The organism is Tsuneonella deserti, from assembly GCF_014644315.1.
GTDB classification, from domain to species: domain Bacteria; phylum Pseudomonadota; class Alphaproteobacteria; order Sphingomonadales; family Sphingomonadaceae; genus Tsuneonella; species Tsuneonella deserti.
The window spans coordinates 2,089,322-2,111,281 of sequence record NZ_BMKL01000001.1 but is presented as its reverse complement, the minus strand read 5'-3'; the positions used below and the strand labels follow the sequence as shown (position 1 = coordinate 2,111,281).

The 21,960-nt window shown below is 66.3% G+C and carries 21 protein-coding genes, 1 tRNA gene and 1 pseudogene; 17 read left to right on the top strand and 6 right to left on the bottom strand.

The annotated features are described in order from the left end of the window. Position 1 precedes the first annotated feature (1 nt). Together pspA and IEW58_RS10350 are read right to left on the bottom strand one after the other, a co-directional pair. The gene (pspA, locus tag IEW58_RS10355; protein ID WP_373284773.1) at positions 2-775 is read right to left on the bottom strand and encodes a phage shock protein PspA; all 774 of its coding nucleotides are present in this window, start codon (positions 773-775) and stop codon (positions 2-4) included. Between the two features lie 167 nt (positions 776-942). Continuing rightward, positions 943-1,095, bottom strand: coding sequence for a hypothetical protein (locus IEW58_RS10350; RefSeq protein WP_188645047.1), 153 nt, complete (start codon positions 1,093-1,095; stop codon positions 943-945). A 140-nt stretch (positions 1,096-1,235) separates the two neighbouring features. On the opposite strand from IEW58_RS10350, the gene pspF reads away from it, so the two are divergent. Next, positions 1,236-2,285 carry a phage shock protein operon transcriptional activator gene (gene pspF, locus IEW58_RS10345; protein ID WP_188645046.1) on the top strand — a complete coding sequence of 350 codons (1,050 nt, stop codon included), beginning with the start codon at positions 1,236-1,238 and terminating at the stop codon, positions 2,283-2,285. Here pspF and rnk read toward each other — a convergent pair. Beyond that, positions 2,282-2,686: a nucleoside diphosphate kinase regulator gene (rnk, locus tag IEW58_RS10340; protein WP_188645045.1), complete on the bottom strand. Its 405-nt coding sequence runs from the start codon at positions 2,684-2,686 to the stop codon at positions 2,282-2,284. The genes pspF and rnk overlap by 4 nt on opposite strands. A gap of 330 nt (positions 2,687-3,016) precedes the next feature. Here rnk and rimP point away from each other — a divergent pair, with 330 nt between their 5' ends. The 12 genes from rimP to IEW58_RS10280 all read left to right on the top strand — a co-directional run bounded on the left by rimP (position 3,017) and on the right by IEW58_RS10280 (position 15,234). Further along, a complete protein-coding gene (rimP, locus tag IEW58_RS10335; protein ID WP_188645044.1) occupies positions 3,017-3,571 on the top strand; it encodes a ribosome maturation protein RimP in 555 nt (184 codons plus the stop codon). Between the two features lie 7 nt (positions 3,572-3,578). Beyond that, positions 3,579-5,249 (top strand): transcription termination factor NusA, encoded by a 1,671-nt coding sequence (gene nusA, locus IEW58_RS10330; protein ID WP_188645043.1) that lies wholly within the window; start codon positions 3,579-3,581, stop codon positions 5,247-5,249. Further along, positions 5,230-6,006 carry a DUF448 domain-containing protein gene (locus tag IEW58_RS10325; protein WP_188645042.1) on the top strand — a complete coding sequence of 259 codons (777 nt, stop codon included), beginning with the start codon at positions 5,230-5,232 and terminating at the stop codon, positions 6,004-6,006. The genes nusA and IEW58_RS10325 overlap by 20 nt, the downstream gene beginning before the upstream one ends. Positions 6,007-6,028: 22 nt before the next feature. Further along, the gene (gene infB / locus IEW58_RS10320; protein WP_188645041.1) at positions 6,029-8,581 is read left to right on the top strand and encodes a translation initiation factor IF-2; all 2,553 of its coding nucleotides are present in this window, start codon (positions 6,029-6,031) and stop codon (positions 8,579-8,581) included. A 3-nt stretch (positions 8,582-8,584) separates the two neighbouring features. Then, entirely contained in the window at positions 8,585-9,130 is a 546-nt protein-coding gene (locus IEW58_RS10315) for a DUF1697 domain-containing protein (protein WP_188645040.1), read from the top strand. Then, complete coding sequence (gene rbfA / locus IEW58_RS10310; RefSeq protein WP_188645039.1) at positions 9,130-9,543, top strand: 30S ribosome-binding factor RbfA; 414 nt, start codon at positions 9,130-9,132, stop codon at positions 9,541-9,543. Before IEW58_RS10315 ends, rbfA begins: the two co-directional genes overlap by 1 nt. Then, on the top strand, positions 9,543-10,124 hold the full coding sequence (locus IEW58_RS10305) for a thymidine kinase (RefSeq protein WP_188645038.1): 582 nt from the start codon (positions 9,543-9,545) through the stop codon (positions 10,122-10,124). The genes rbfA and IEW58_RS10305 overlap by 1 nt, the downstream gene beginning before the upstream one ends. 5 nt (positions 10,125-10,129) lie before the next feature. Beyond that, positions 10,130-10,816 (top strand): site-2 protease family protein, encoded by a 687-nt coding sequence (locus IEW58_RS10300; protein ID WP_188645037.1) that lies wholly within the window; start codon positions 10,130-10,132, stop codon positions 10,814-10,816. Then, positions 10,795-11,721: a tRNA pseudouridine(55) synthase TruB gene (gene truB / locus IEW58_RS10295; RefSeq protein ID WP_188645036.1), complete on the top strand. Its 927-nt coding sequence runs from the start codon at positions 10,795-10,797 to the stop codon at positions 11,719-11,721. Before IEW58_RS10300 ends, truB begins: the two co-directional genes overlap by 22 nt. Further along, positions 11,722-11,991 (top strand): 30S ribosomal protein S15, encoded by a 270-nt coding sequence (gene rpsO, locus IEW58_RS10290; RefSeq protein WP_188645035.1) that lies wholly within the window; start codon positions 11,722-11,724, stop codon positions 11,989-11,991. Between the two features lie 165 nt (positions 11,992-12,156). Beyond that, positions 12,157-14,472 carry a polyribonucleotide nucleotidyltransferase gene (gene pnp, locus IEW58_RS10285; protein WP_188645034.1) on the top strand — a complete coding sequence of 772 codons (2,316 nt, stop codon included), beginning with the start codon at positions 12,157-12,159 and terminating at the stop codon, positions 14,470-14,472. A gap of 81 nt (positions 14,473-14,553) precedes the next feature. Beyond that, positions 14,554-15,234: a spermidine synthase family protein gene (locus IEW58_RS10280; protein ID WP_188645033.1), complete on the top strand. Its 681-nt coding sequence runs from the start codon at positions 14,554-14,556 to the stop codon at positions 15,232-15,234. Here IEW58_RS10280 and IEW58_RS10275 read toward each other — a convergent pair. Both IEW58_RS10275 and IEW58_RS10270 read right to left on the bottom strand, forming a co-directional pair. After that, a complete protein-coding gene (locus tag IEW58_RS10275) occupies positions 15,231-15,752 on the bottom strand; it encodes a DUF1993 domain-containing protein (RefSeq protein ID WP_188645032.1) in 522 nt (173 codons plus the stop codon). The genes IEW58_RS10280 and IEW58_RS10275 overlap by 4 nt on opposite strands. A 62-nt stretch (positions 15,753-15,814) precedes the next feature. Further along, positions 15,815-16,489: a GcrA family cell cycle regulator gene (locus tag IEW58_RS10270; RefSeq protein ID WP_188645031.1), complete on the bottom strand. Its 675-nt coding sequence runs from the start codon at positions 16,487-16,489 to the stop codon at positions 15,815-15,817. Positions 16,490-16,576: 87 nt separating this feature from the next. Here IEW58_RS10270 and IEW58_RS10265 point away from each other — a divergent pair, with 87 nt between their 5' ends. Continuing rightward, complete coding sequence (locus tag IEW58_RS10265) at positions 16,577-17,479, top strand: ABC transporter permease (RefSeq protein ID WP_188645030.1); 903 nt, start codon at positions 16,577-16,579, stop codon at positions 17,477-17,479. A gap of 4 nt (positions 17,480-17,483) precedes the next feature. Here IEW58_RS10265 and hspQ read toward each other — a convergent pair whose 3' ends face one another. Then, a complete protein-coding gene (gene hspQ / locus IEW58_RS10260; RefSeq protein ID WP_188645029.1) occupies positions 17,484-17,864 on the bottom strand; it encodes a heat shock protein HspQ in 381 nt (126 codons plus the stop codon). Positions 17,865-18,019: 155 nt separating this feature from the next. Here hspQ and IEW58_RS10255 point away from each other — a divergent pair. From IEW58_RS10255 to mgtA, 3 genes and pseudogenes are all read left to right on the top strand, one after another. Beyond that, positions 18,020-18,109: transfer RNA gene (locus tag IEW58_RS10255), tRNA-Ser, on the top strand. A gap of 304 nt (positions 18,110-18,413) precedes the next feature. Then, positions 18,414-19,417 (top strand): annotated as a pseudogene (locus IEW58_RS10250) (lysylphosphatidylglycerol synthase transmembrane domain-containing protein). Further along, on the top strand, positions 19,414-21,957 hold the full coding sequence (gene mgtA, locus IEW58_RS10240) for a magnesium-translocating P-type ATPase (RefSeq protein ID WP_188645026.1): 2,544 nt from the start codon (positions 19,414-19,416) through the stop codon (positions 21,955-21,957). Before IEW58_RS10250 ends, mgtA begins: the two are co-directional and overlap by 4 nt. Positions 21,958-21,960 lie beyond the last annotated feature (3 nt).

Here is a 21,960-nt window from a genome sequence, read left to right as displayed (position 1 = left end):
CTCAGCCCTCCCTGGTTTCGTCGTCACCCGCCTGGTCGTCGAGGCCGAGTGCGCGTTTCATCTGTGCAAGTTCGTCGTCGATCTGGTCCTGACCGGCCAGCGCCGCGATTTCGTCCGAAAGGCTTGGCTTGCCGGTGCCGTCGGCAATGCTCAGGGCATCGGCCCGGCCTTCGGCGTAATCCACCCGGCGCTCGAGCTGATCGAAGCGGCTGAGGGCGTCGTCCACCCGTTCGTTGGTCATCAGGCTGCGCAGCTTGACGCGGTTCTCCGCGCTCTCCAGCCGCGCGGCGATCGCGGTCTGCCGGCTGCGCGCTTCGCGCAGGCGGACCTGGAGCTTTTCGATGTCCTGCTCGTAGGCGCGCAGGGCATCGTCGAGGACGGCGATTTCCTGCTTGAGCTGCTCGGCCATGTCGGCCGCCTTCTTCTTTTCGACCAGCGCCGCGCGGGCCAGGTCCTCGCGATCCTTGCTGAGCGCGAGTTGGGCCTTTTCCGCCCAGTCGGACTGAAGCCGTTCCAGCTTGATCGTGTGGCGGTGCATTTCCTTCTGGTCGGCGATCGTGCGAGCGGCGCTGGCGCGCACCTCGACCAGGGTTTCCTCCATCTCGAGGATGATCATGCGGATCATCTTCGCCGGATCGTCGGCCTTGTCGAGCATGTCGTTGAAATTGGCCGCGATGATGTCCCGGGTGCGGCTGAAGATACCCATGAAGGCGACTCCATAGTTGGCGATGTCCCGCTGGATGGGGGACTGGGTGGGGGTGGGGCTGCGCCGCAGCCGTTCGACTTCCTGCTCGATCCGGCTCTTCCCGCCGAGGCGGGAAGGTCGGGCCGGAGCGCTATCGTCGCGGGGGGACTGGTATCCGCGGGACGGGGGGGTAGTGCGCTCCGGCCCTAGGGGGTCGAACGGATCGTCGCCGAAAGGGCCGTCGGAGGTCGGAGCGTTCACGCCAGTTCCACCGAGTGGAGAACGGGATCGGCGGCGTAGGCCGGGGTCGCCTGGATCTGGCTGCTCAGCGCCACGAACAGGGCCATCGCGGCGATGCTCGCGGTCGCGGCCTGTCCAAGGCGGGTCTGCAGGAAACGGCGGTCGAACATTTGATGGGTGCTCCCGTGAATGATGTTCACCATTCAGCAAGGGGCGTGCCAATTTCGATTTACGGATGCGCGTGCGATTTCGACGAACGACATGATGGTTTCGTTTGCCGACAAATGGCGTAATTCGCTATAGGTTGGGCATGGAGCGGGAAAGCCAGTTCATCGGCCAATCGGGAGCGTTCCTCGACGCGGTGGAGCGCGCCAGCCAGGCCGCCCCGATGCACCGCCCGGTGCTGGTGGTCGGCGAGCGCGGGACGGGCAAGGAACTGATCGCCGAGCGTCTCCACCGCCTGTCCACCCGCTGGGGCGAGCCGCTCGTCACAATGAACTGCGCCGCGCTGCCCGAAACGCTGATCGAGGCTGAATTGTTCGGGCACGAAGCAGGCGCCTTCACCGGTGCCACCCGCGCCCGCGAGGGTCGTTTCGAGGAGGCCGACGGTGGCACGCTTTTCCTCGACGAGCTTGGCACGCTGTCGATGCAGGCGCAGGAACGCCTACTGCGCGCCGTCGAATACGGCGAGGTTACCCGCATCGGCTCGAACCGTCCGATCCGGGTAGATGTGCGCATCGTCGCCGCGACCAACGAGGACCTGCCCGCCCTGGCCGATCGGGGCGAGTTTCGCGCCGACCTGCTCGACCGGTTGAGTTTCGAGGTCATCACACTGCCTCCGTTGCGGGTGCGCGAGGGGGACATTCTCGTGCTGGCGGAATTCTTCGGGCGGCGGATGGCTTCCGAGATGCGCTGGGATCAATGGCCCGGCTTCGCTGACCATGTGTGCGAGCAACTCGAGGGCTACCAGTGGCCCGGCAACGTGCGCGAGTTGCGCAACGTGATCGAGCGCGCGGTCTATCGGTGGAACGATCCGCGCAGCCCGATCGGCCACATCGTGTTCGACCCGTTCGAAAGCCCGTGGAAGCCGTCGGGCGCCGGCGGCCAGCCACGCGTCCATCAGGCGCCCTCCGCCCAGCGGGGCGAGCCGGCGGCGCCGGCGACCGATTACGACAGCATCGCGGACTTGCGCGCAGCGGTGGAGGCGCACGAGCGCGCGATCGTCGAGCACGCGCTCGGCCGTCATCGCTGGAACCAGCGCCAGACGGCCAAGGCGCTGGGTCTCAGCTACGACCAGCTTCGCCACTGCATCCGCAAGCACGGGCTGGCCGAGCGAGCAGGCGAGGGCGAGGCGGCCTAGGCCGGCCGGGCGACCTTCACGATCGTCAGCACCCGTTCGTGTCCACCCCGGTCGGGCCATGAGATGGACTGTCCGGTGCGCAGCCCGAGCAGGCCCGCTCCGACAGGCGTGAGGATCGATACCCGGCCCTGTTCGATGTCGGCGTCCCTGGGATAAACCAGTTCCACTGTCCGCCTCTCCCCGGTCTCCTCGACCAGGAATTCGACCGTGGACCCCATCGTCACCACGTCACACGGTATGTCATAAGAAGGGCGCACTTCGGCGCGGTCGAGTTCCTCGAGCAGCAGGCTGCTGACGATCGGATGACGGTCGGCGACGGCAACCGCCAGGTCGGCGAGCGCGTCGGCCTCGCCTTCGGCAATGAGAATCGGGGGCCGCGTGGCGGCTTGCTGGGTAGCCATGGAGGTTTCTTTCGACTGGTCGTGGCGCCGCATTTGCGCGGCGCGGGCGGTTCCTTGCCCCGGTCCGGGGCGTACCGCGCCGGCCGGGGCTAGATGCCCGCGAGGAGTTGACCGCCGAGGTGTCGAAAGAAGGTCGTCATGCATGCGATGCTGTCACCGACCGCTGCCGGTGTCAAACCCGGGGTGGGAATGCCGTTCTTGCCGCTTGCCTTTGCGGCGGCTTGCGCTTATCTGCGCGATCAATCCCACATTGTCGCGACACTGAGGGGCTGGCGCCGCAAGGGGCCGGCGCAGCGGGCGCTTGCGGCAGGACCATTCGAAAGCACGAGTTTGACCGATATCGCCCGCCTGACCCAGTTGATCGAGCCCGAAGCGCAGGCGCTCGGGTTCGAGCTCGTGCGGGTGAAGATGATGGCGAGCGAGGCGGGCGACGGAGGCATGGCGCTGCAGATCATGGCCGAGGACCCGGCGACGGGACAGCTGGTGATCGACCAGTGCGCCGCGCTCTCCCGCCGTGTGTCGGCGGTGATCGACGAGGCCGAGGAAGCAGGCGAGGAACTGATCGAGGGCGCCTATCACCTCGAAGTCAGCAGCCCCGGAATCGACCGTCCGCTGACCCGGCCGAAGGACTATGCCAACTGGGCCGGCCACGAGGCGAAGATCAGCCTCGCCAAGGATGCCGAAGGGCAGCGCAACTTCCGTGGGACGCTGGTCGGCATAGAGGGCGACAAGGTGTCCATCGAAGACCGCTCGGCAGGCCGCGTGACGCTACCGCTCGACAAGATCCATTCGGCCAAGCTCGTCCTCACCGACGCGCTTATCGCCGCCACCAGACCGCTCGACACGACAGGTGCCGACGAGATTCTCGAGACAGAGGAAGAGTAAGACCACCATGGCAACCTCGATTTCCGCCAACCGCGCCGAGCTGCTCGCGATCGCCAACTCGGTCGCTTCGGAGAAGATGATCGACAAGGCCATCGTCATCGAGGCGATGGAAGAAGCGATCCAGAAGGCCGCCCGCGCGCGCTACGGCAACGAGAACGACATCCGCGCCAAGCTTGACCCGATGACCGGCGATCTGCGCCTCTGGCGCGTGGTCGAGGTGGTCGAGGAAGTGGACGACTACTTCAAGCAGGTGAACCTGGAACAGGCGCAAAAGCTGCAGGCCGACGCCAAGCTGGGCGACTTCATCGTCGATCCGCTGCCGCCGGTCGATCTCGGCCGCATCGACGCGCAGAGCGCCAAGCAGGTGATCTTCCAGAAGGTCCGCGATGCCGAGCGCGAGCGCCAGTTCAATGAATTCCAGGACCGCGCCGGCGAGATCATCACCGGCGTGATCAAGTCGGTCGAATTCGGCCACGTGATCGTCAACCTCGGCCGCGCCGAGGGCGTGATCCGCCGCGACCAGCAGATCCCGCGCGAGGCCGCCCGCGTCGGCGAGCGCGTGCGCGCGCTCATCACCAAGGTCGAGCGCAACAACCGCGGACCGCAGATTTTCCTCTCCCGCGCGCACCCGGAATTCATGAAGAAGCTGTTCGCGCAGGAAGTGCCCGAAATCTATGACGGCGTGATCACCATCCAGGCCGCCGCCCGCGACCCGGGCAGCCGCGCCAAGATCGGCGTGATCAGCCGCGATTCGAGCATCGATCCCGTCGGCGCCTGCGTCGGCATGAAGGGCAGCCGCGTCCAGGCCGTCGTGCAGGAACTGCAGGGCGAGAAGATCGACATCATCCCCTGGAGCGAGGATACTGCGACGTTCGTCGTCAACGCGCTCCAGCCCGCCACCGTCAGCCGCGTCGTGCTCGATGAAGAAGATGGCCGGATCGAGGTGGTGGTGCCTGACGATCAGCTTTCCCTCGCGATCGGCCGCCGCGGCCAGAACGTGCGGCTCGCGAGCCAGCTGACCGGCCACCAGATCGACATCATGACCGAGGAAGAGGCGAGCGAGAAGCGCAGCCGCGAGTTCTCGGAGCGCTCCAAGACGTTCGAGGAAGAGCTCGACGTCGACGAGACGCTGTCGCAGCTGCTCGTCGCAGAAGGTTTCGCCGAACTGGAGGAAGTCGCTTACGTCGATCTGTCCGAACTGGCGAGCATCGAAGGCTTCGACGAGGAACTTGCCGAAGAGCTTCAGAGCCGCGCGCTCGAGGCGCTCGAACGCCGCGACGCCGCTTACCGCGAGGAACGCCGCGCGCTCGGCGTGGAAGATGCTTTGGCCGAGATTCCGCACCTGACCGAAGCGATGCTGGTGACGCTCGGCAAGGGTGGCATCAAGACGCTCGACGATCTTGCCGATCTGGCCACGGACGAGCTCATCGCCAAGAAGCGCGAGGCTCCGCGCCGCCGCCAGCCCGCGCCGACCGATGGCCCGCGCCTGCGCAGCGACCGGCCCAAGCCAGAAGACAAGGGGGGCGTGCTCGGCGAGTATGGCCTGACCGAAGAGCAGGGCAACGAGATCATCATGGCCGCCCGCGCGCACTGGTTCGATGACGAGCCGGCCACCGCTGACGCCACTGCCCCGGATGCCGACACCGAGGAGGCCGCCCATGCGGACTCCGAACAATGAGCGCCTGACGTCCGACATCGCTGAGGCGTCGAGCCAACGCGGCCGTGGGGGTGCATCCTCCGCGGAAGCCTCCCCGCGTGCGCGCAAGTCCGAGCCCGAACGCCGCTGCATCCTTTCGGGAGAGCATGGCGGGCGGGGCGAACTTGTGCGGCTGGCGATCTCTCCGGATGGCCTGGTTCTGCCCGACCCGCTTGCCCGCGCACCCGGCCGCGGCGCGTGGCTCGGCGTGTCGCGCGGCGAACTCGAAGCGGCGATGGGCGCCGGCAAAGGTGGCGGCAAGCTCAAGGGCGCGCTCACCCGGGCCTTCAAGGGCGCCGCGCTGACGGTTCCTGACGACCTGCCTCAACTTGTAGAGGATGGCCTGCGCCGCGTGCTGCTTGACCGCCTGGGCCTCGAAATGCGCGCCGGGCACCTTATCTTGGGGTCCGAGCGGATCGCCGAGCACGCGCGCGGCGGGGCGGTGGAGCTGCTGCTCCACGCGTCCGACGCCAGTTCAGACGGCAGCCGCAAGCTCGACCAGGCGTGGCGCGTCGGCAGCGAGGCGGAAGGATCGGGCCTCGCGGGAACCGTGTTGCCACTGGACCGGGCGGCTTTGTCTGTGGCAATGGGCCGCGACAACGTCGTCCACATGGCGCTGGCCGACCCGGCCGCTGCCGCGCGGGTGTCTCTCGCGCTCTCGCGCCTGATGCATTTTCTCGGCGGTAAGCGCCCCATGACGGACCCGGACGAGCCCGCGCTCGCCGGGACAGACGATTGATCGAAGGACGAAGACCAGTTTTATGACCGACAGCACCGACACTCCGCGCGAACGCAAGCCGCTTGGGCTCAAGCGTTCGGTCGACGCGGGCGAGGTCAAGCAGACCTTCAGCCACGGCCGCACCAACAAGGTGGTGGTCGAGGTCAAGCGTCGCCGACTGGTCGGCAAGCCCGGTGAGGCCGCCGCGCCGACTCCGCCGCCTGTCGAGGCCGCTCCGCCGCCTCCTCCTCCGCCCCCGCCGCAACCCGCTCCGGCCCCTGCCGCGCGCAAGCCCGCCGCTTCGAACGAGACTCCGCAGGAGCGCGTCGCGCGCCTTCAGCGCGAGGCCGAAGAGGATCGCCTGCGCTTGGCCGAGGAAGCCCGCAAGCGCGAGGAGGAGGAACGTCTTCGCGCGATCGAGGAAGAGAAGCGGCGCGCCGAAGCGAAAAACGAAATCGCCGAGCCCGCGGCTCCGGCGGCAGAGCCCGTGGCTGCCGATGAATCCGCGCCCGTTTCGGCCGAAGCGCCCGCTGCCGAGGCTGCCGCTGATGCCGCCCCCGCCGCCGCGGAACCGGCTGAAACCACCACAGCTCCGCGCCGGTTTACCCCCGTCGCGCGCCCTGAAATCAAGCGTCCGGAAGTCAAGAAAAAGGACGACAAGCGCGCCCCCGAACGCCCCGAACGCGGTGCGACAGCGGACGACAAGCGTCGTTCGGGCAAGCTGACGGTCACCCGCGCCCTCAACGAGGACGAAGGCCGCCGCGCGCGCTCGCTCGCCGCGCTAAAGCGGGCCCGCGAGAAGGAACGCCGCACTCACGGCGGCCCGTCGAAGCCGCGCGAGAAGCAGGTTCGCGACGTGGTCGTGCCGGAGGCGATCACCGTACAGGAACTCGCCAACCGCATGGCGGAAAAGGGCGCCGACCTCGTGAAGGCGTTGTTCAACATGGGCATGATGGTCACCGTCAACCAGACCATCGACCAGGACACCGCCGAGCTGCTGGTCGAGGAATTCGGCCACAACCTCACCCGCGTTTCGGCGAGCGACGTCGATATCGTGAATAGCGGCGACGTCGATCCCGAGGACACGCTCAAGCCGCGTCCGCCGGTCGTGACGATCATGGGCCATGTCGATCACGGCAAGACCTCGCTGCTCGACGCGCTGCGCGGGACCGATGTGGTCAAGGGCGAGGCCGGCGGCATCACCCAGCACATCGGCGCTTACCAGATCACCACCAAGGGGAAGGACAAGATCACCTTCCTCGATACTCCCGGCCACGCCGCATTCACCGAGATGCGCGCTCGCGGCGCGAACGTGACCGACATCGTCATCCTGGTCGTTGCCGGTGACGACGCAATCATGCCGCAGACGATCGAGGCGATCAGCCATACCAAGGCCGCCGGCGTGCCGATGATCGTGGCGATCACCAAGTCGGACCGCCCGGAATACAATGCGCAGAAGATCCGCGAGCGCCTGCTCGAGCACGAAGTCATCGTCGAGGCGATGAGCGGCGACGTGCAGGACGTGGAGGTCTCCGCCAAGACGGGCGCGGGTCTCGACGAGCTGATCGAGAAAATCCTGCTCCAGGCCGAGCTTCTCGAGCTAAAGGCCAACCCCGATCGCGCCGCCGAGGCGACCGTGATCGAGGCGCAACTCGACAAGGGCCGCGGCCCGGTCGCGACCGTTCTTGTCACCCGCGGCACCCTCAAGCGTGGGGATACCTTCGTCGTCGGCACCGAAAGCGGCCGCGTGCGCGCCCTGGTCGATGACAAGGGCAAGCAGGTGAAGGAAGCCGGCCCGTCGGTCCCGGTCGAGGTCTTGGGCCTCGGCGGCGTGCCTGATGCGGGCGAGCAGATGACCGTGGTCGAGAACGAGCAGCGGGCGCGCGAAGTGGCGCAGTACCGCCAGGAGCAGGCGACCGCCAAGCGCACCGCGCTGGCGCCGACCAACTTCGACACGATGTTCTCCAACCTGAAGAGCGACGTGGTCGAGTTCCCGGTGGTGGTGAAGGCCGACGTGAAGGGTTCGGTCGAGGCGATCGTCAACGCGCTCCACGCGATCTCGAACGACGACATCAAGGTCCGCGTGCTGCACGCAGGGGTTGGTGCGATTACCGAAAGCGACGTGACGCTGGCGGCGGCCTCGAAGGCGCCGATCATCGGCTTCAACGTCCGTCCCAATCCCAAGGCCCGCGACCTGGTGGCGCGCGACAAGGTGCGGATGATGTACTACGACGTCATCTACCACCTGACCGAGGAAATCTCGAAGGAGATGGCCGGCGTGCTCGGCCCGCTGCGGATCGAGAACGTGCTCGGCCGTGCGGAGGTCAAGCAGGTGTTCCCCGCGGGCAAGAAGGACAAGGCGGCCGGCCTGCTGGTCGTCGAAGGTTCGATCCGCAAGGGGCTGCACGCGCGTCTCACCCGCGCCGACGTCATCGTATCGGCAACGACCATCCAGTCGCTGCGCCGGTTCAAGGAAGATGTCGACGAAGTGCGCACGGGCCTCGAGTGCGGCGTCGTGCTGGCCGACACCAACGACATCAAGGCCGGCGACCAGCTCGAGGTGTTCGAGGTCGAGGAGCGCGAGCGGGTCCTGTAACGCATGGCTCGCTACGTCGCGTTCCTCGGTTCGATCAACGTCGGCGGCAACCGGTTGCTGATGGCGGACCTGCGCCATGCGCTGGAGCGCGAGGACATCGAGGAGGTCGAGACGGTGGTCGCCAGCGGGAATGTGCTCTTCTCGCACGACGAGCGCCCCTCGCAGGGCCTGGGCGACAAGTTCGCCTATATCCTGCGCGACCGCTTCGACATCGACAGCTTCGCCGCGGTCCGCAGCCGCGAGGAACTGCGCGCAGCGATCGACGGAAACCCGTTCCATGGGACGGGCGAGGACAAGCAGGTCCACACCCATTTCCTCTCTGGCATGCCGAGCGAGGCGCAGTTCGCCGATCTCGTCGCCGCCTACGAAGGGCGCGGCCCTGAAAGGATCGCGCCGGGTGACCGCGCGCTCTACGTCGATTACGTGGAAGGCGTGGGCAACAGCAGGCTGACGGGCGCATTCATCGAGCGGCGGCTTGGCTGCCGGAGCACGGCGCGCAACATGACCTCGCTCAAGCGCATTCTCGCCAAGATGGAGGAGGGGGACTGATGGCCCGCAACCCCGCGACACCCGAGCAGCAGTCGGTCCGCGTGCTCAAGGTAGGCGAGCGTGTGCGGCACATCCTGTCGGAGCTGCTCGCGCGCGGGGAAGCGCACGACGACGTGCTGACCGCCCATTCGGTCAGCGTGACCGAGGTGCGCATGACGCCCGACCTGCGCAACGCCAGCGCCTATATGAAGCCTCTGCTGGGCGAGGACGAGACCGCAGTGCTCAAGGCGCTGCGCACCAACACCGCGTTCTTCCAGCGCGAGGTGGCAAAAAGGCTGGGCCTCAAGTTCGCGCCCAGGCTGCAGTTCAAGCCCGACGAGAGCTTCGACGAGGCCGAGCGGATCGAGCGTCTGCTGAGCGACCCGAAAGTCGCGCGCGATCTCGATGCAGACACGGATGAGCTTCGGGACTGATGGCCAAGCTCTATTTCTACTACGCCAGCATGAATGCCGGAAAGTCTTCGACCCTGCTGCAGGCGGATTTCAACTACCGGGAGCGCGGGATGCGCACCTCGCTGTGGACGGCCGATCTCGACATCCGCAGCGAAGGAATGGTGCGAAGCCGCATCGGGCTCGAGGCCGATGCGCATCGCTACACGCCCCAGACCGATATCTGGTCGGCGATCATGGCCGCGCACCTTGCGGAACCGCTCGATGCGGTGCTGATCGACGAGGCGCAATTCCTGACGAAGGAGCAGGTCTGGCAATGCGCGCGGCTGGCGGACGAGGCGGCCATACCGGTGGTCTGCTACGGCCTCAGGACCGATTTCCAGGGCGAGCTGTTCCCCGGTTCGGCCGCGCTGCTCGGCATCGCCGACAAGCTGGTCGAGCTGAAGGGCGTGTGCCATTGCGGCCGCAAGGCGACGATGAACCTGCGGGTGGATGAAACCGGCGCAGCGGTGCGCGAGGGCGCACAGACCGAAGTCGGCGGCAACGAACGCTATGTCGCATTGTGTCGCAAGCACTTCAGCGAAGCGCTCGCAGCCACCAGATAAGCGCCATGTCCGAAACGCTGCAACTCGCCCTGCTATTGATCCCCTGCCTGGTGATCGCGATCGTCTTTCACGAGGTCGCTCACGGCTGGGCCGCGCTCGCCCTGGGAGACCCGACCGCCAAGGAGCGGCGGCGGCTGACGCTCAATCCGATCCGCCACGTCGATCCGGTGGGCACCCTGCTGGTGCCCGGCGCGCTTGCGCTGTTCGGCGGTCCCGTGTTCGGCTGGGCCAAGCCGGTGCCGGTAAACTTCAACCGGCTGCGCAATCCGCGCCTCGGCATGATGCTGGTGGCGGCCGCCGGCCCGGCAACCAACCTGCTGCTGGCGACGCTCGGCGCGGTGGCGCTCGGGCTCTACGCCGGGACACTGGTCGCGCCGCCCGCAGGCGTCAGTGAATACGTCTTCGCCGGGCTGCAGCTGTTCATCCTGATCAACGGCTTCCTCGCCCTGTTCAACCTGTTGCCCATTCCGCCGTTCGACGGATCGCATATCGTCGAAGGAATGCTGCCGCGCAGTCTTGCCGCGCAGTATGCCAAGCTGCGCAATGTCGGGATGCTGCTGTTCGTTGCGCTGATCGCGGCGAACTGGGCATTTCCGGACGCGGGCATCATCGAAAAGGTCGTCGGCCCGCCGGTCGAATGGCTGCAAGGCTGGTTCTTCGCGCTCGCCGAATGGGTCGCGGGCGCTTCGTGATCCCCCACGGCTGGCTGGTGCTCGACAAGCCGCGCGGCCTCGGCTCGACCCAGGCGGTGGCGGCGGTGAAGCGCAACCTGCGCGAAGGTGGCCAAGGCAAGACGCGGATCGGCCACGGGGGCACTCTTGACCCCTTGGCCGAGGGGGTGCTCCCGATCGCGCTGGGCGAAGCGACCAAGCTTGCGGGCCGCATGCTCGATGCGAGCAAGGTCTATGAATTCACCGTCTGCTTCGGCGAGGAGACAGATACGCTCGATACCGAGGGTAGGGTCGTGGCGACAAGCGAGCACCGGCCCACGCGGCCGGATATCGTAGCGGTCCTGCCGCGCTTCACCGGACCGATCGAGCAAATGCCGCCAGCCTATTCTGCGCTCAAGGTAGGTGGTGAGCGGGCCTACGACCTCGCGCGGGCCGGGCACGCGGTACAGCTGGCGAGCCGCGCGGTCACGGTCCACGCGCTCGACCTGGTCGATGCGGACGACGTCTCGGCCACCCTGCGGGCGCACGTATCGAAGGGCACCTACATCCGGTCGTTGGCGCGCGACATCGCGCGCGCCCTTGGAACCGTGGGTCACGTGACCTATCTAAGGCGCACCAGGGCGGGCCCGTTCGGCCTGGAACAGGCGATTTCGCTGGACACGCTCAATGAAATCGGTAAGGGCGCGCCCCTTGAAGACCACCTCCTGCCGCTAGAGGCGGGGCTGGACGGTATCCCGGCCCACGAACTCGATCGGACAGACGCGCAGGCGGCCCGCCAGGGCCGGGTCTTGTCCGGTCAAGCCTTGCCCGACGGGCTCTTTCTCGCGCGATGCGCCGGCGTGCCGGTGGCGCTGATGGAGGCCGAAGGGGGGACGGCGAAAGTCGTCCGCGGCTTCCACTTCCCCGATGCCGCGAAAGACGATTGAATGACGATTACCGCTGAAAAGAAGCAAGAGATCATCAAGGACAACGCCCGCGAGAAGGGCGATACCGGATCTCCCGAAGTGCAGGTCGCGATCCTCACCGAGCGTATCCGCAACCTGACCGAGCACTTCAAGGACCACCACAAGGACAACCACTCGCGTCGTGGTCTCCTGATGATGGTCAACAAGCGCCGCAGCCTGCTCGCCTATCTCAAGAAGATCGATGTCGAGCGGTATAACGCGCTCATCCAGAAGCTCGGGCTTCGCAAGTAAGTTTCGCGGGAAGGGCGGCTCGAAGCCGCCCTTCTTGCATTTGGGCTCGCGGGCATCCGGCCTGCTGCCCGGGGGCGAGAGAAAAGCCCCGCACCGGACCGGGACGGCATCCCCGGCAGCAAACCCCGCCTTGCAATAGGGCAGGCGGGCGAAGGAAAAGACTACATGTTCGACACCAAGACCGTATCGATGGAGTGGGGCGGAAAGACCCTCACCCTAGAAACTGGGCGTATCGCTCGCCAGGCCGACGGGGCCGTTCTGGCCACTTACGGCGAAACCGTGGTGCTGTGCGCCGTGACCGCCGCCAAGTCGGTCAAGGAGGGGCAGGATTTCTTCCCTCTCACCGTCCACTACCAGGAAAAGTTCTCTGCCGCCGGGCGCATCCCGGGCGGCTTCTTCAAGCGTGAGCGCGGCGCGACCGAAAAGGAAACGCTGACCAGCCGCCTGATCGACCGTCCGGTCCGTCCGCTGTTCCCGGAAGGGTTCTACAACGAGATCAACGTGATCGCGCAGGTCATGTCGTTCGACGGCGAGACCGAGCCCGATATCGTTGCGATGATCGCGGCTTCGGCTGCCCTGACCATATCGGGCGTGCCCTTCATGGGCCCGATCGGCGCGGCGCGTGTCGGCTATGTCGATGGTGAGTACACGCTCAACCCCAAGCAGAGCGAAGCGGCCGATGGCGCGCTCGACCTGATCGTCGCCGCCACCGGCGATGCGGTGATGATGGTCGAATCCGAAGCCAAGGAGCTTTCGGAAGAGATCATGCTCGGCGGCGTGATGTTCGCGCACGACGAGATCAAGAAGGTCGTGAACCTGATCGTCGATCTCGCCGAGCAGGCTGCCAAGGAACCGTGGCAGGTCAATCAGGCCGACGACCAGACCGAGATGAAAGCCGCCATCAAGGCGATGATCGGCGACGACATCGCGGCAGCCTACAAGACCACCAGCAAGTCCGATCGTTCGGACATGCTCAATGCGGCCCGCGACAAGGTCAAGGCGCACTACGCTTCGGACCAGTTCGACGGCCAGACCCGGATGGTCGCCAACAAGCTGACCAAGAAGATCGAGGCGGACATCGTCCGCGGCGCGATCCTCAAGGACGGCCAGCGCATCGACGGCCGCAAGACCGACCAGGTCCGCCCGATCGAGGCGATCGTCGGCTTCCTGCCCCGCGCGCACGGCTCGTCGCTGTTCACCCGCGGCGAGACGCAGGCGATCTGCACCACCACGCTGGGCACCAAGGACGCCGAGCAGATGATCGACGGGCTGGAGGGTCTCTCCTACTCGAACTTCATGCTGCACTATAACTTCCCGCCGTACTCGGTCGGTGAAGTGGGCCGCTTCGGGGCGCCTTCGCGCCGTGACATCGGCCACGGCAAGCTCGCCTGGCGCGCGCTGCGTGCGGTGCTGCCGAGCAAGGAAGACTTCCCCTACACGATCCGCGTGCTGTCGGACATCACGGAGAGCAACGGCTCGTCCTCGATGGCGACGATCTGCGGCGGCTGTCTGTCGATGATGGACGCCGGCGTGCCGATCACGCGCCCGGTTTCGGGCATCGCGATGGGGCTGATCCTCGAAGGCAGCGAGTTCACCGTGCTCAGCGACATCCTCGGTGACGAGGATCACCTGGGCGACATGGACTTCAAGGTGGCCGGAACGGAAGCGGGCATCACCTCGCTCCAGATGGACATCAAGGTCGCCGGGATCACCCGCGAGATCATGGCGCAGGCGCTCGAGCAGGCGAAGGCCGGCCGCGCGCACATCCTGGGCGAGATGACCAAGGCGCTGGGCTCTGCCCGCACCGAGCTGTCGGCCCACGCGCCGCGCATCGAGACGATGCAGATCGACAAGTCGAAGATCCGCGACGTCATCGGCACCGGCGGCAAGGTGATCCGCGAGATCGTCGCCGAAACCGGCGCCAAGGTCGACATCGACGATGAAGGCCTGATCAAGATCTCTTCGTCCGACCTCAGCCAGATCGAGGCCGCTCGCAAGTGGATCTCGGGCATCGTGGAAGAGGCCGAAGTCGGCAAGATCTACGACGGCAAGGTCGTCAACATCGTCGATTTCGGCGCGTTCGTGAACTTCATGGGCGGCAAGGACGGTCTCGTCCATGTCAGCGAAATGAAGAACGAGCGGGTCGAGAAGCCGACCGACGTTGTCAGCGAAGGCCAGGCCGTGAAGGTCAAGGTCCTCGAGATCGACAACCGCGGCAAGGTCCGCCTGTCGATGCGTGTCGTCGACCAGGAAACCGGCGAGGAGCTGGAGGACACCCGTCCTCCCCGCGAGCCCCGTGGTGACCGCCCCGGCGGCGATCGCGGCGACCGGCGCGGCCCGCGCGGCGGCGGCGACCGTGGTGGACGCGGCGGTGATCGCGGCGGGCGCGGCGGTGACCGCGGTCCGCGTCGCGACGATCGCGGCCCGCGCGAAGACTGTGGCGGCGGCGAAAGCCACATTCCCGATTTCCTCAAGGACTGATCGGGCCTGACCAGAAAAGGGGCCGTCGGAGAGATCCGGCGGCCCTTTTCTTTTCCCTCCCGCGCTGCGAGGACGATCCGCATGATACCGCGCGAAACCATCGCCACCGCCCGCATCCCCGGGGGCGAAACCCTTACCCTCGTCTGCCACGGTACCGATCACGTTGTCATGCTCGGTCGTGACGAGCTGATGGGAACGCGAATGGCGTTCTCGGAGCAGCAGTTGGCCGAACTCACGCTCGACAGGCTGGAGACGCCCTCCCCTCGGGTCTTGATCGGTGGCTATGGCATGGGGTTTACCCTGCGCGCTGCTCTGGCCCGCCTCGGTCCGACGGGGCACGTGACGGTGGCGGAGATCGTCCCCGAGATCCTGGACTGGGCGCGGGGTCCGCTGGCTGAGCTCACGGGAAACTCGCTCGAAGACTCGCGCGCGACCATCGAGCTGTGCGACGTGGCCGCGTTGATCGACGATGCCGTCGATGGCACCTCGCCCCCGTACGATGCCATCCTGCTCGACGTGGACAACGGTCCCGACGGCATCGTGCGTACCGGGAACGAGCGGCTCTACACCCGCACCGGCATCGCCCGTGCGCGCGACGCGCTGGCCCCCGGCGGCCTGCTGGCGGTCTGGTCAGCCGCCCCGGACCCCAAGTTCAGCCGCAGGCTGAAGGACGCAGGTCTCGATGTCGAGGAGCGGACCGTGCGCGCGCGCCCCAACAACAAGGGGCCGCGCCACACGATCTGGTTTGCGCGGCGGGTCTAGCTGGCGAGCCGCATTCTGCCGAGGAAGTCGCGCTTGCCGACATCGAGGCCCTTCATCCGCAGGATGTCGTAGGCGGTTGCCGTGTGAAAATAGAAGTTGGGCTGGGAAAAGCTCAGCAGGAAGTTCTCCGCGGTGAACGGCATCCGGAAATCGCGCATTTGAAACGTCATCGGTGCGCCGATCTTCGCCTCCAGCTCCTCTTCGGTGACTGCCTCCATGGTCGCGATGGCCTGGTCGAGGCGCGTGCGCAGTCCCGCGAAATCCTGCGGAGGGGCGTCCATGTGCGGTGAGAACAGGCCCTCGCGTAGCCCATCGATCGCTCCGCCGGTGTGGTCGGCGACGCTTTTGATCTGGTAGGCGAACGGCAGCATCTTTTCATGCAGGCAGGCGCCGATGATTGCGCCTGGCTCGCCGCCCTGCTCGCCGCACCAGGCCTCGGCCTTGTCGATCAGGTGATGGGCGGTGCCCAGCATCTGCAGCGCGCTGGGGACGAAAGCGGCGTGAAGCGAAAGCGGCATGTATTTCCTCCCGGCAAGAAAAAGGCCCGGCCGTCACGCGACGACCGGGCCTGGAACTGAAATCAGCGGACCCGCGGGCCGCCGAACGGCAGCGGCGGCGGTGGACGGCGCGCGCCGCGCGGCAGCTGCGCCTGGTAGGCGCGTCCGCAGTGTTCGACGCAGTACGGGAAACCGGGGTTCACTGCTTCCCCGCAGAAGTGGAAATCGGCTTCGCCCGGGTGGCCCATCGGCCAGCGGCACACCTTGTCATTGAGATCGAGCAGGCTGGTCTTGTCCGCGATCTCCGGGCTGGGCTTGGCCGGTACCAGGCGACGCGGCGGGGCGGGGGGGATCGGCGGCTGCTGGTCGCCCGGACCCTGGCGCAGGAAGCCGCCGGGTCCGACGGAAACGATGCGCGGCATGTCGCCGGTCGGATTGGGAACAGGCTGGCTGGGTATCTCTGCGCGCGGAGCAGGGCGCGGCTCTGGTTCGGGCGTGTGGGCAGGCGCGGGCGTCGCGGCCACCTGAGGACGCTTGGCAGCCGGCTTGGGCGCCGGAGCTGCGGCCGGTTTCTTGACCTCGGGCTTCTCCTCGTTGGGCTTGACGGGAGAAGGGCGCGCCTTGAGGCCGAGGCGGTGAGCCTTGCCGATCACGGCATTGCGGCTGACCCCGCCGAGCTCGTCGGCGATCTGGCTCGCGGTCGAGCCGCTTTCCCACATCTTCTTCAAGGTGGCGATGCGTTCGTCGGTCCAGCTCATCGGGTCGGTTTGGATCCTGTCGTTTCCTGGGGAGGCGCCGCCCCAAGTTTCTTGTTTCTCGGGGCGCTTGGCCCTAGTCGCGGCGCCATGGCCGATCAAGCCCACTCACTTGCGCCTGCCGAGGCAGAAGCCATTGCCGGTCCCGCCCCCCGCCAGCAATTCAACCCGCGCGGGCAGCCGCTGATCCACGGCATCAATCGTGTGGGACTGTGGAGCCTCTATATTAAGGAGGTTCGCCGGTTTCTCAAGGTGCAGACGCAGACGATCTGGGCGCCCGCGGTCACCACGCTGCTGTTTCTGGTCATATTCACCGTCGCGCTGAGCGGCGGCTCGGGCTCGCGCGCCGGGCGAGAAGTGCTTGGCGTGCCGTTCGCGACCTTCATCGCCCCGGGCCTCATTGTCATGGGCATGATGCAGAATGCCTTCGCCAATTCGAGCTTCAGCTTCCTGTCCGGCAAGATCCAGGGAACGATCATCGACTTGCTGATGCCCCCGCTCTCTAATGGCGAGCTGATGGCGGGGATCGTCGGCGCCGCGGTGACGCGCGCGATCCTGGTCGGACTTGCGGTGGGCGCGGCGATGGCCATGTTTCCAGGCGTAAGCCTGTCGGTCGCCCATCCGTGGGCGGTCGTCTGGTTCGGCCTCATGGGCGCGTCCATGCTGGCGCTGCTGGGCCTGATCACGTCGATATGGGCGGAGAAGTTCGATCACGCTGCCGCCGTGACAAACTTCGTCGTGGCTCCGCTCAGCCTCCTGTCGGGCACGTTCTACGTGATCCACAACCTCGCGCCGGCTTTCCAGGCGATCAGCCGCGCCAACCCGTTCTTCTACGTGATCTCGGGCTTCCGCTTCGGCTTCCTCGGGCGCAGCGATATCGGCGATACCAACATGGCGGTGGTGCAGAGCGCGCTCGGGCTTGGCGTGTTCAATACCTTGCTCGCGCTCGCCACCTACCTGTTGCTGCGCTCAGGATGGAAGCTGAAGAGCTAGGCAGTCAGTGCGACAGGCGCGGGCGCAGCCGGTAGCGTCCGTCCGCAAAGCGTTCGAACAGCTCGGCAACCTGAGGATGATCCACGGGTCCGTTCTCGGCATCCGGCAGCAGGTTCTGCTGGCTGACGTAAGCGACGTAGCTGCTCTCCGCATTCTCGGCCAGCAGGTGATAGAACGGCTGGTCCCGGCTGGGCCGGACGGCCGCGGGGATCGCCTCGTACCATTCGTCGCTATTGGCGAACACGGGATCGACATCGAAGACGACCCCGCGGAAGTCGAACAGGCGATGGCGTACGACCTCGCCCACCGCGAACCGCGCCGAGGCGTGACGCGGCGCCTCGATCGTGCGGCCTGCCTGGGCGGAAAAGAACTGTGCGCGGTCCATGGAGCAAATATAAGCCTTGCGAATAAGTGTAACAAGGCGGACGCGCCGGTTGTTCCCCGATGCCGGCAGTTGGGACTTGGCAAGGCAGCGGCGCTCGGCTAGGCGGCGCGCTCGTTTCGACCGGCCTCGCCAGAGGCAAGTGCATGAACCCTCGCGGAGAGGTGGCAGAGTGGTCGAATGCACCGCACTCGAAATGCGGCATACGGGCAACCGTATCGAGGGTTCGAATCCCTCCCTCTCCGCCACTTGCGTCCGAACTTCCCGATCGCCGCGGCTGCGGTGCCAACTCGGATGCTGTTGCTGCATCGATAGTGACCGCGCAAGACGCGCAGTCGTTCCTTTTCCGTAACTATACCAATTCTCCCGGCAGCCTCTCCCCGCTTCAACCGCGGACGACAAAGCAATGCGGGCGGCGGTTGGGAAATGGCCTTCGTTCCCGGCTTGGCCCGGCTGACCCGAGGCGCCAATGTATTCTTCCGCCGATCCTAGGTTCGTCGCCGCTGTAGTGAACGCAGACCGGCTTCTTTTGGCGAGACCGCGCGCAGCATAATGATGACGGTCCCGAAGCACTCTCCGGCTCGGCGGTCTCGCAGTCATCTGCTGTTCCAGTTGCTCGCGGCATCGATGGTTCTAGCCTCGGCCGTTCTTCTGGTGCTCCATTTCGGTGATCTGCAACGATTCCTGGAGCTGGCACGACGGGCGCAGCCGGTGTGGCTATTGCTCGCAGCGGGCTTTCAGCTGGGCACCTATGCAGCGGTTGCGGCCGGTTGGCGAACGGTACTGCGGTTCTCCGGATACCGGCTTCCGCTGCGGAGGCTTCTGCCCGTCGCCGTAAGCAAGCTGTTTGCCGACCAGGCTCTCCCTGGAGCAGGGCTGAGCGGCAATCTCCTCCTTGTCAATCGACTGACCGCGCTGGGCGCTCCGCGCGGGTCGGCAATGGCCGCACTGCTCGTGTCGATGATCGGGTACTATGTTTCCTATGCACTGCTCGCGCTCGCCATGCTGGTGATCCTGTGGCTTCACCAGGCAGCAACAGCGCTGCTGACAGGCGTCATCACCACCCTGCTGCTGGTAGCAATCGCCATCCCGTCCCTGGCGCTGTGGTTGCGGCACCGTGGCAGCCGCCCATTGCCCGCGCAAGTCGAACACCTCGGGCCCGTGAGGAACCTGATCGGGATCATCGGAGAAGCACCGGCCACGCTGGCCGGAAATCGCCGTCTCCTGACGATTGTCACCGCGCTAAACGCTTCAGTCTTCCTCGCCGACGCGGCGACACTCGCGCTGTGTCTCCATGCGCTGGGCTTGCCGTTCCTGCCGGCAACCGCTTCCTCGGACTGATGGCAGGGTCGATCGCTGCGACCTTGGCTCCCATTCCGCTCGGCCTCGGCACGTTCGAAGCAAGCGCGACCGCGATGCTGGTTGCCCTGCACATTCCGTTCGAGGCCGCGCTGACGGGGGTCTTGCTCCTGCGTGGGCTGACCTTGTGGCTGCCGCTGATACCCGGCCTGCTCCTGCTCCGGGCGGGCCTGTATCCCCCAGGCACGCGGAAATGATCCAGCCGTTCTGGAGCCTCTCGGCGAGCGATGCCCTGGCCGCGGCGGGCAGCAGCCCTGAGGGATTGCACCATGCGGTCGCAGCGGCCCGGCTCGAGCGGGACGGCCCCAACAGCGTTGAGGAAACGGGACGGCAGTCGGCAATCAAGCTGCTGTTGCGCCAGTTCGAAAGCCCGCTGGCGCTGATCCTTGTCTTTGGCGCCGCGATCTCGCTCGTGCTGAGGCAAGGGCTGGATGCGACGATCATCCTTACGATCGTTGGGGGCAGCGCGCTCCTGAGCTTCACCCAAGAGTTTCGCGCGACCAAGGCGGTGGCCGCCTTGAAAGACCGTCTTGCGTTGAAAGCACGGGTTGTCCGCGCTGGGACCACTGTCGATATTCCGGCGCGCGATCTGGTTGCCGGTGACATCGTCCTGCTCTCGGCCGGCAATCTGGTTCCCGCCGACGGCCTGCTGCTCGATGCGCGCGATTGCATGGTTACCGAAGCTGTCCTGACCGGTGAATCGGTGCCGGTGGAGAAACGGCCCGGCATCGCCGCGGCGGACGCGCCCGTCGCCGCGCGGCCGAACGCCCTCTTCACCGGATCTTCGCTTCGCAGCGGGTCCGCCCGGATGCTCGTCTTCCTCACGGGCAAGAAAACCCAGTTCGGCAGGATTGCCGCCGAAGTCGGCGCGGCGGACGGGGTTACCGAATTCGAGCGCGGCGTGCGCAAGTTCGGCGTCATGCTGATGCGCGTGATGATCCTGATTGTCCTCGCGGTATTGACGATCAACCAGATGCTCGGCCGTCCGGTGGTGGATTCGCTGCTGTTCTCGGTCGCTCTTGCGGTGGGCCTGTCGCCCGAGCTGCTTCCTGCCATCATCAGCGTCACTCTCGCGGCGGGCGCCCGCCACCTCGCTGCGGGTGGCGTTATCGTGCGGCGGCTCGATGCGATCGAGAACCTCGGCAGCATGGATGTCCTGTGCACCGACAAGACCGGTACTCTCACGCTCGGCGTGGCCAGGCTCGACAGCGCCATCGACCTGGAGGGTGCGCCTTCGGCGGAGGTGCTGCGCGACGCCTTCCTCAATTCCTCGTTCGAGTCGGGCATGGCCAACCCTCTCGACGACGCCATCGTGGCGGCCGGAACGAGCGCCGGCGTTGCGATCGGTTCCAGCCGCAAACGCGACGAGATTCCGTACGATTTCGAAAGGCGGCGGCTCAGCATCCTGGTCGAGGAGGGCGAGGGCGAAGCACGCCGCCGGATCATCACCAAGGGAGCCTTCGCGGAAGTCATGGCGATCTGCGATCGCTATCGCGCGGGGCAGGAGGACCAGGCCCTTACTGCGGAATCCCGCGCGCGGATCGAGAGACAGTTCAGGGAAAAGAGCGAAGCCGGCTTCCGCGTCCTGGCGCTGGCTAACCGGCCGGACATCGAAGGCGAACGGATAAACCGGGACGAAGAAGCGGGAATGGTTCTCCTCGGTCTGCTGCTGTTTCTCGATCCTCCCAAGCCCGGGATAGCGCAGACCATAGCGGAGCTCGCAAAGCTTGGCATCGGGATCAAGATCATCAGCGGGGACAACCGCCATGTCACCGCTCACGTCGCCTCCGGGATCGGAATCGACCCGGAAGCCATCCTCACCGGTGACCAGCTGTCCCGGATGTCGAACGATGCGCTGCGCCACCGGGTGGGCGCGACCGCCATTTTCGCCGAAATCGATCCGCAGCAGAAGGAGCGCATTATCCGCGCCCTGCAGGAAGCCGGGCACGCGGTCGGCTACATGGGCGACGGGATCAACGATGCTCCCGCGTTGCGACTGGCGGACGTGGGGATTTCGGTCGACACCGCTGTCGATGTCGCGCGCGAAAGCGCCGATATCGTTTTGCTGCGGCGCGATCTCGACGTGCTGCGCAAGGGCGTGCTCGACGGACGGAGGACCTTTGCCAACACGCTCAAGTACATCGCCATCACGACCAGCGCCAACTTCGGCAACATGATCAGCATGGCGCTGGCGACCCCGCTGCTGCCTTTCCTGCCCTTGCTGCCCAAGCAGATCCTCCTCAACAACTTCCTGTCCGACATTCCGTCGATCACGATCTCCACCGACAACGTCGACCGCGAACACCTGAGGGTGCCCCAGCGGTGGAGCGTCAGAAGCATCCAGCGGTTCATGATCGTGTTCGGCTGCGTAAGTTCGCTGTTCGATCTCCTGACGTTCGTGATTCTCCGGTCGCTCTTCCACACCGATGCAGGGCTGTTTCAGACCATGTGGTTCGTCATCTCGCTGCAGACCGAACTGGTCGTGGTATTGATCTTGCGCACCCAACGGTCCTGCTTCCGCAGCCTGCCGAGCAAGATCCTGCTGTGGACGACGGCTGTCCTGATGGGGGTCGGACTGGCCGTCCCGTTCGTGCCGGGCTTCGATGCATTGTTCGGCTTCGCAAGACCGTCGTTGCTACTGCTGGCATGCGCGGTGGCCATCGTCGCCGGCTACGCCGCCGCCACCGAGGTTACCAAGCGAGTATACTATCAGCATGTCGACCGGCTGAGGCGATGAGCT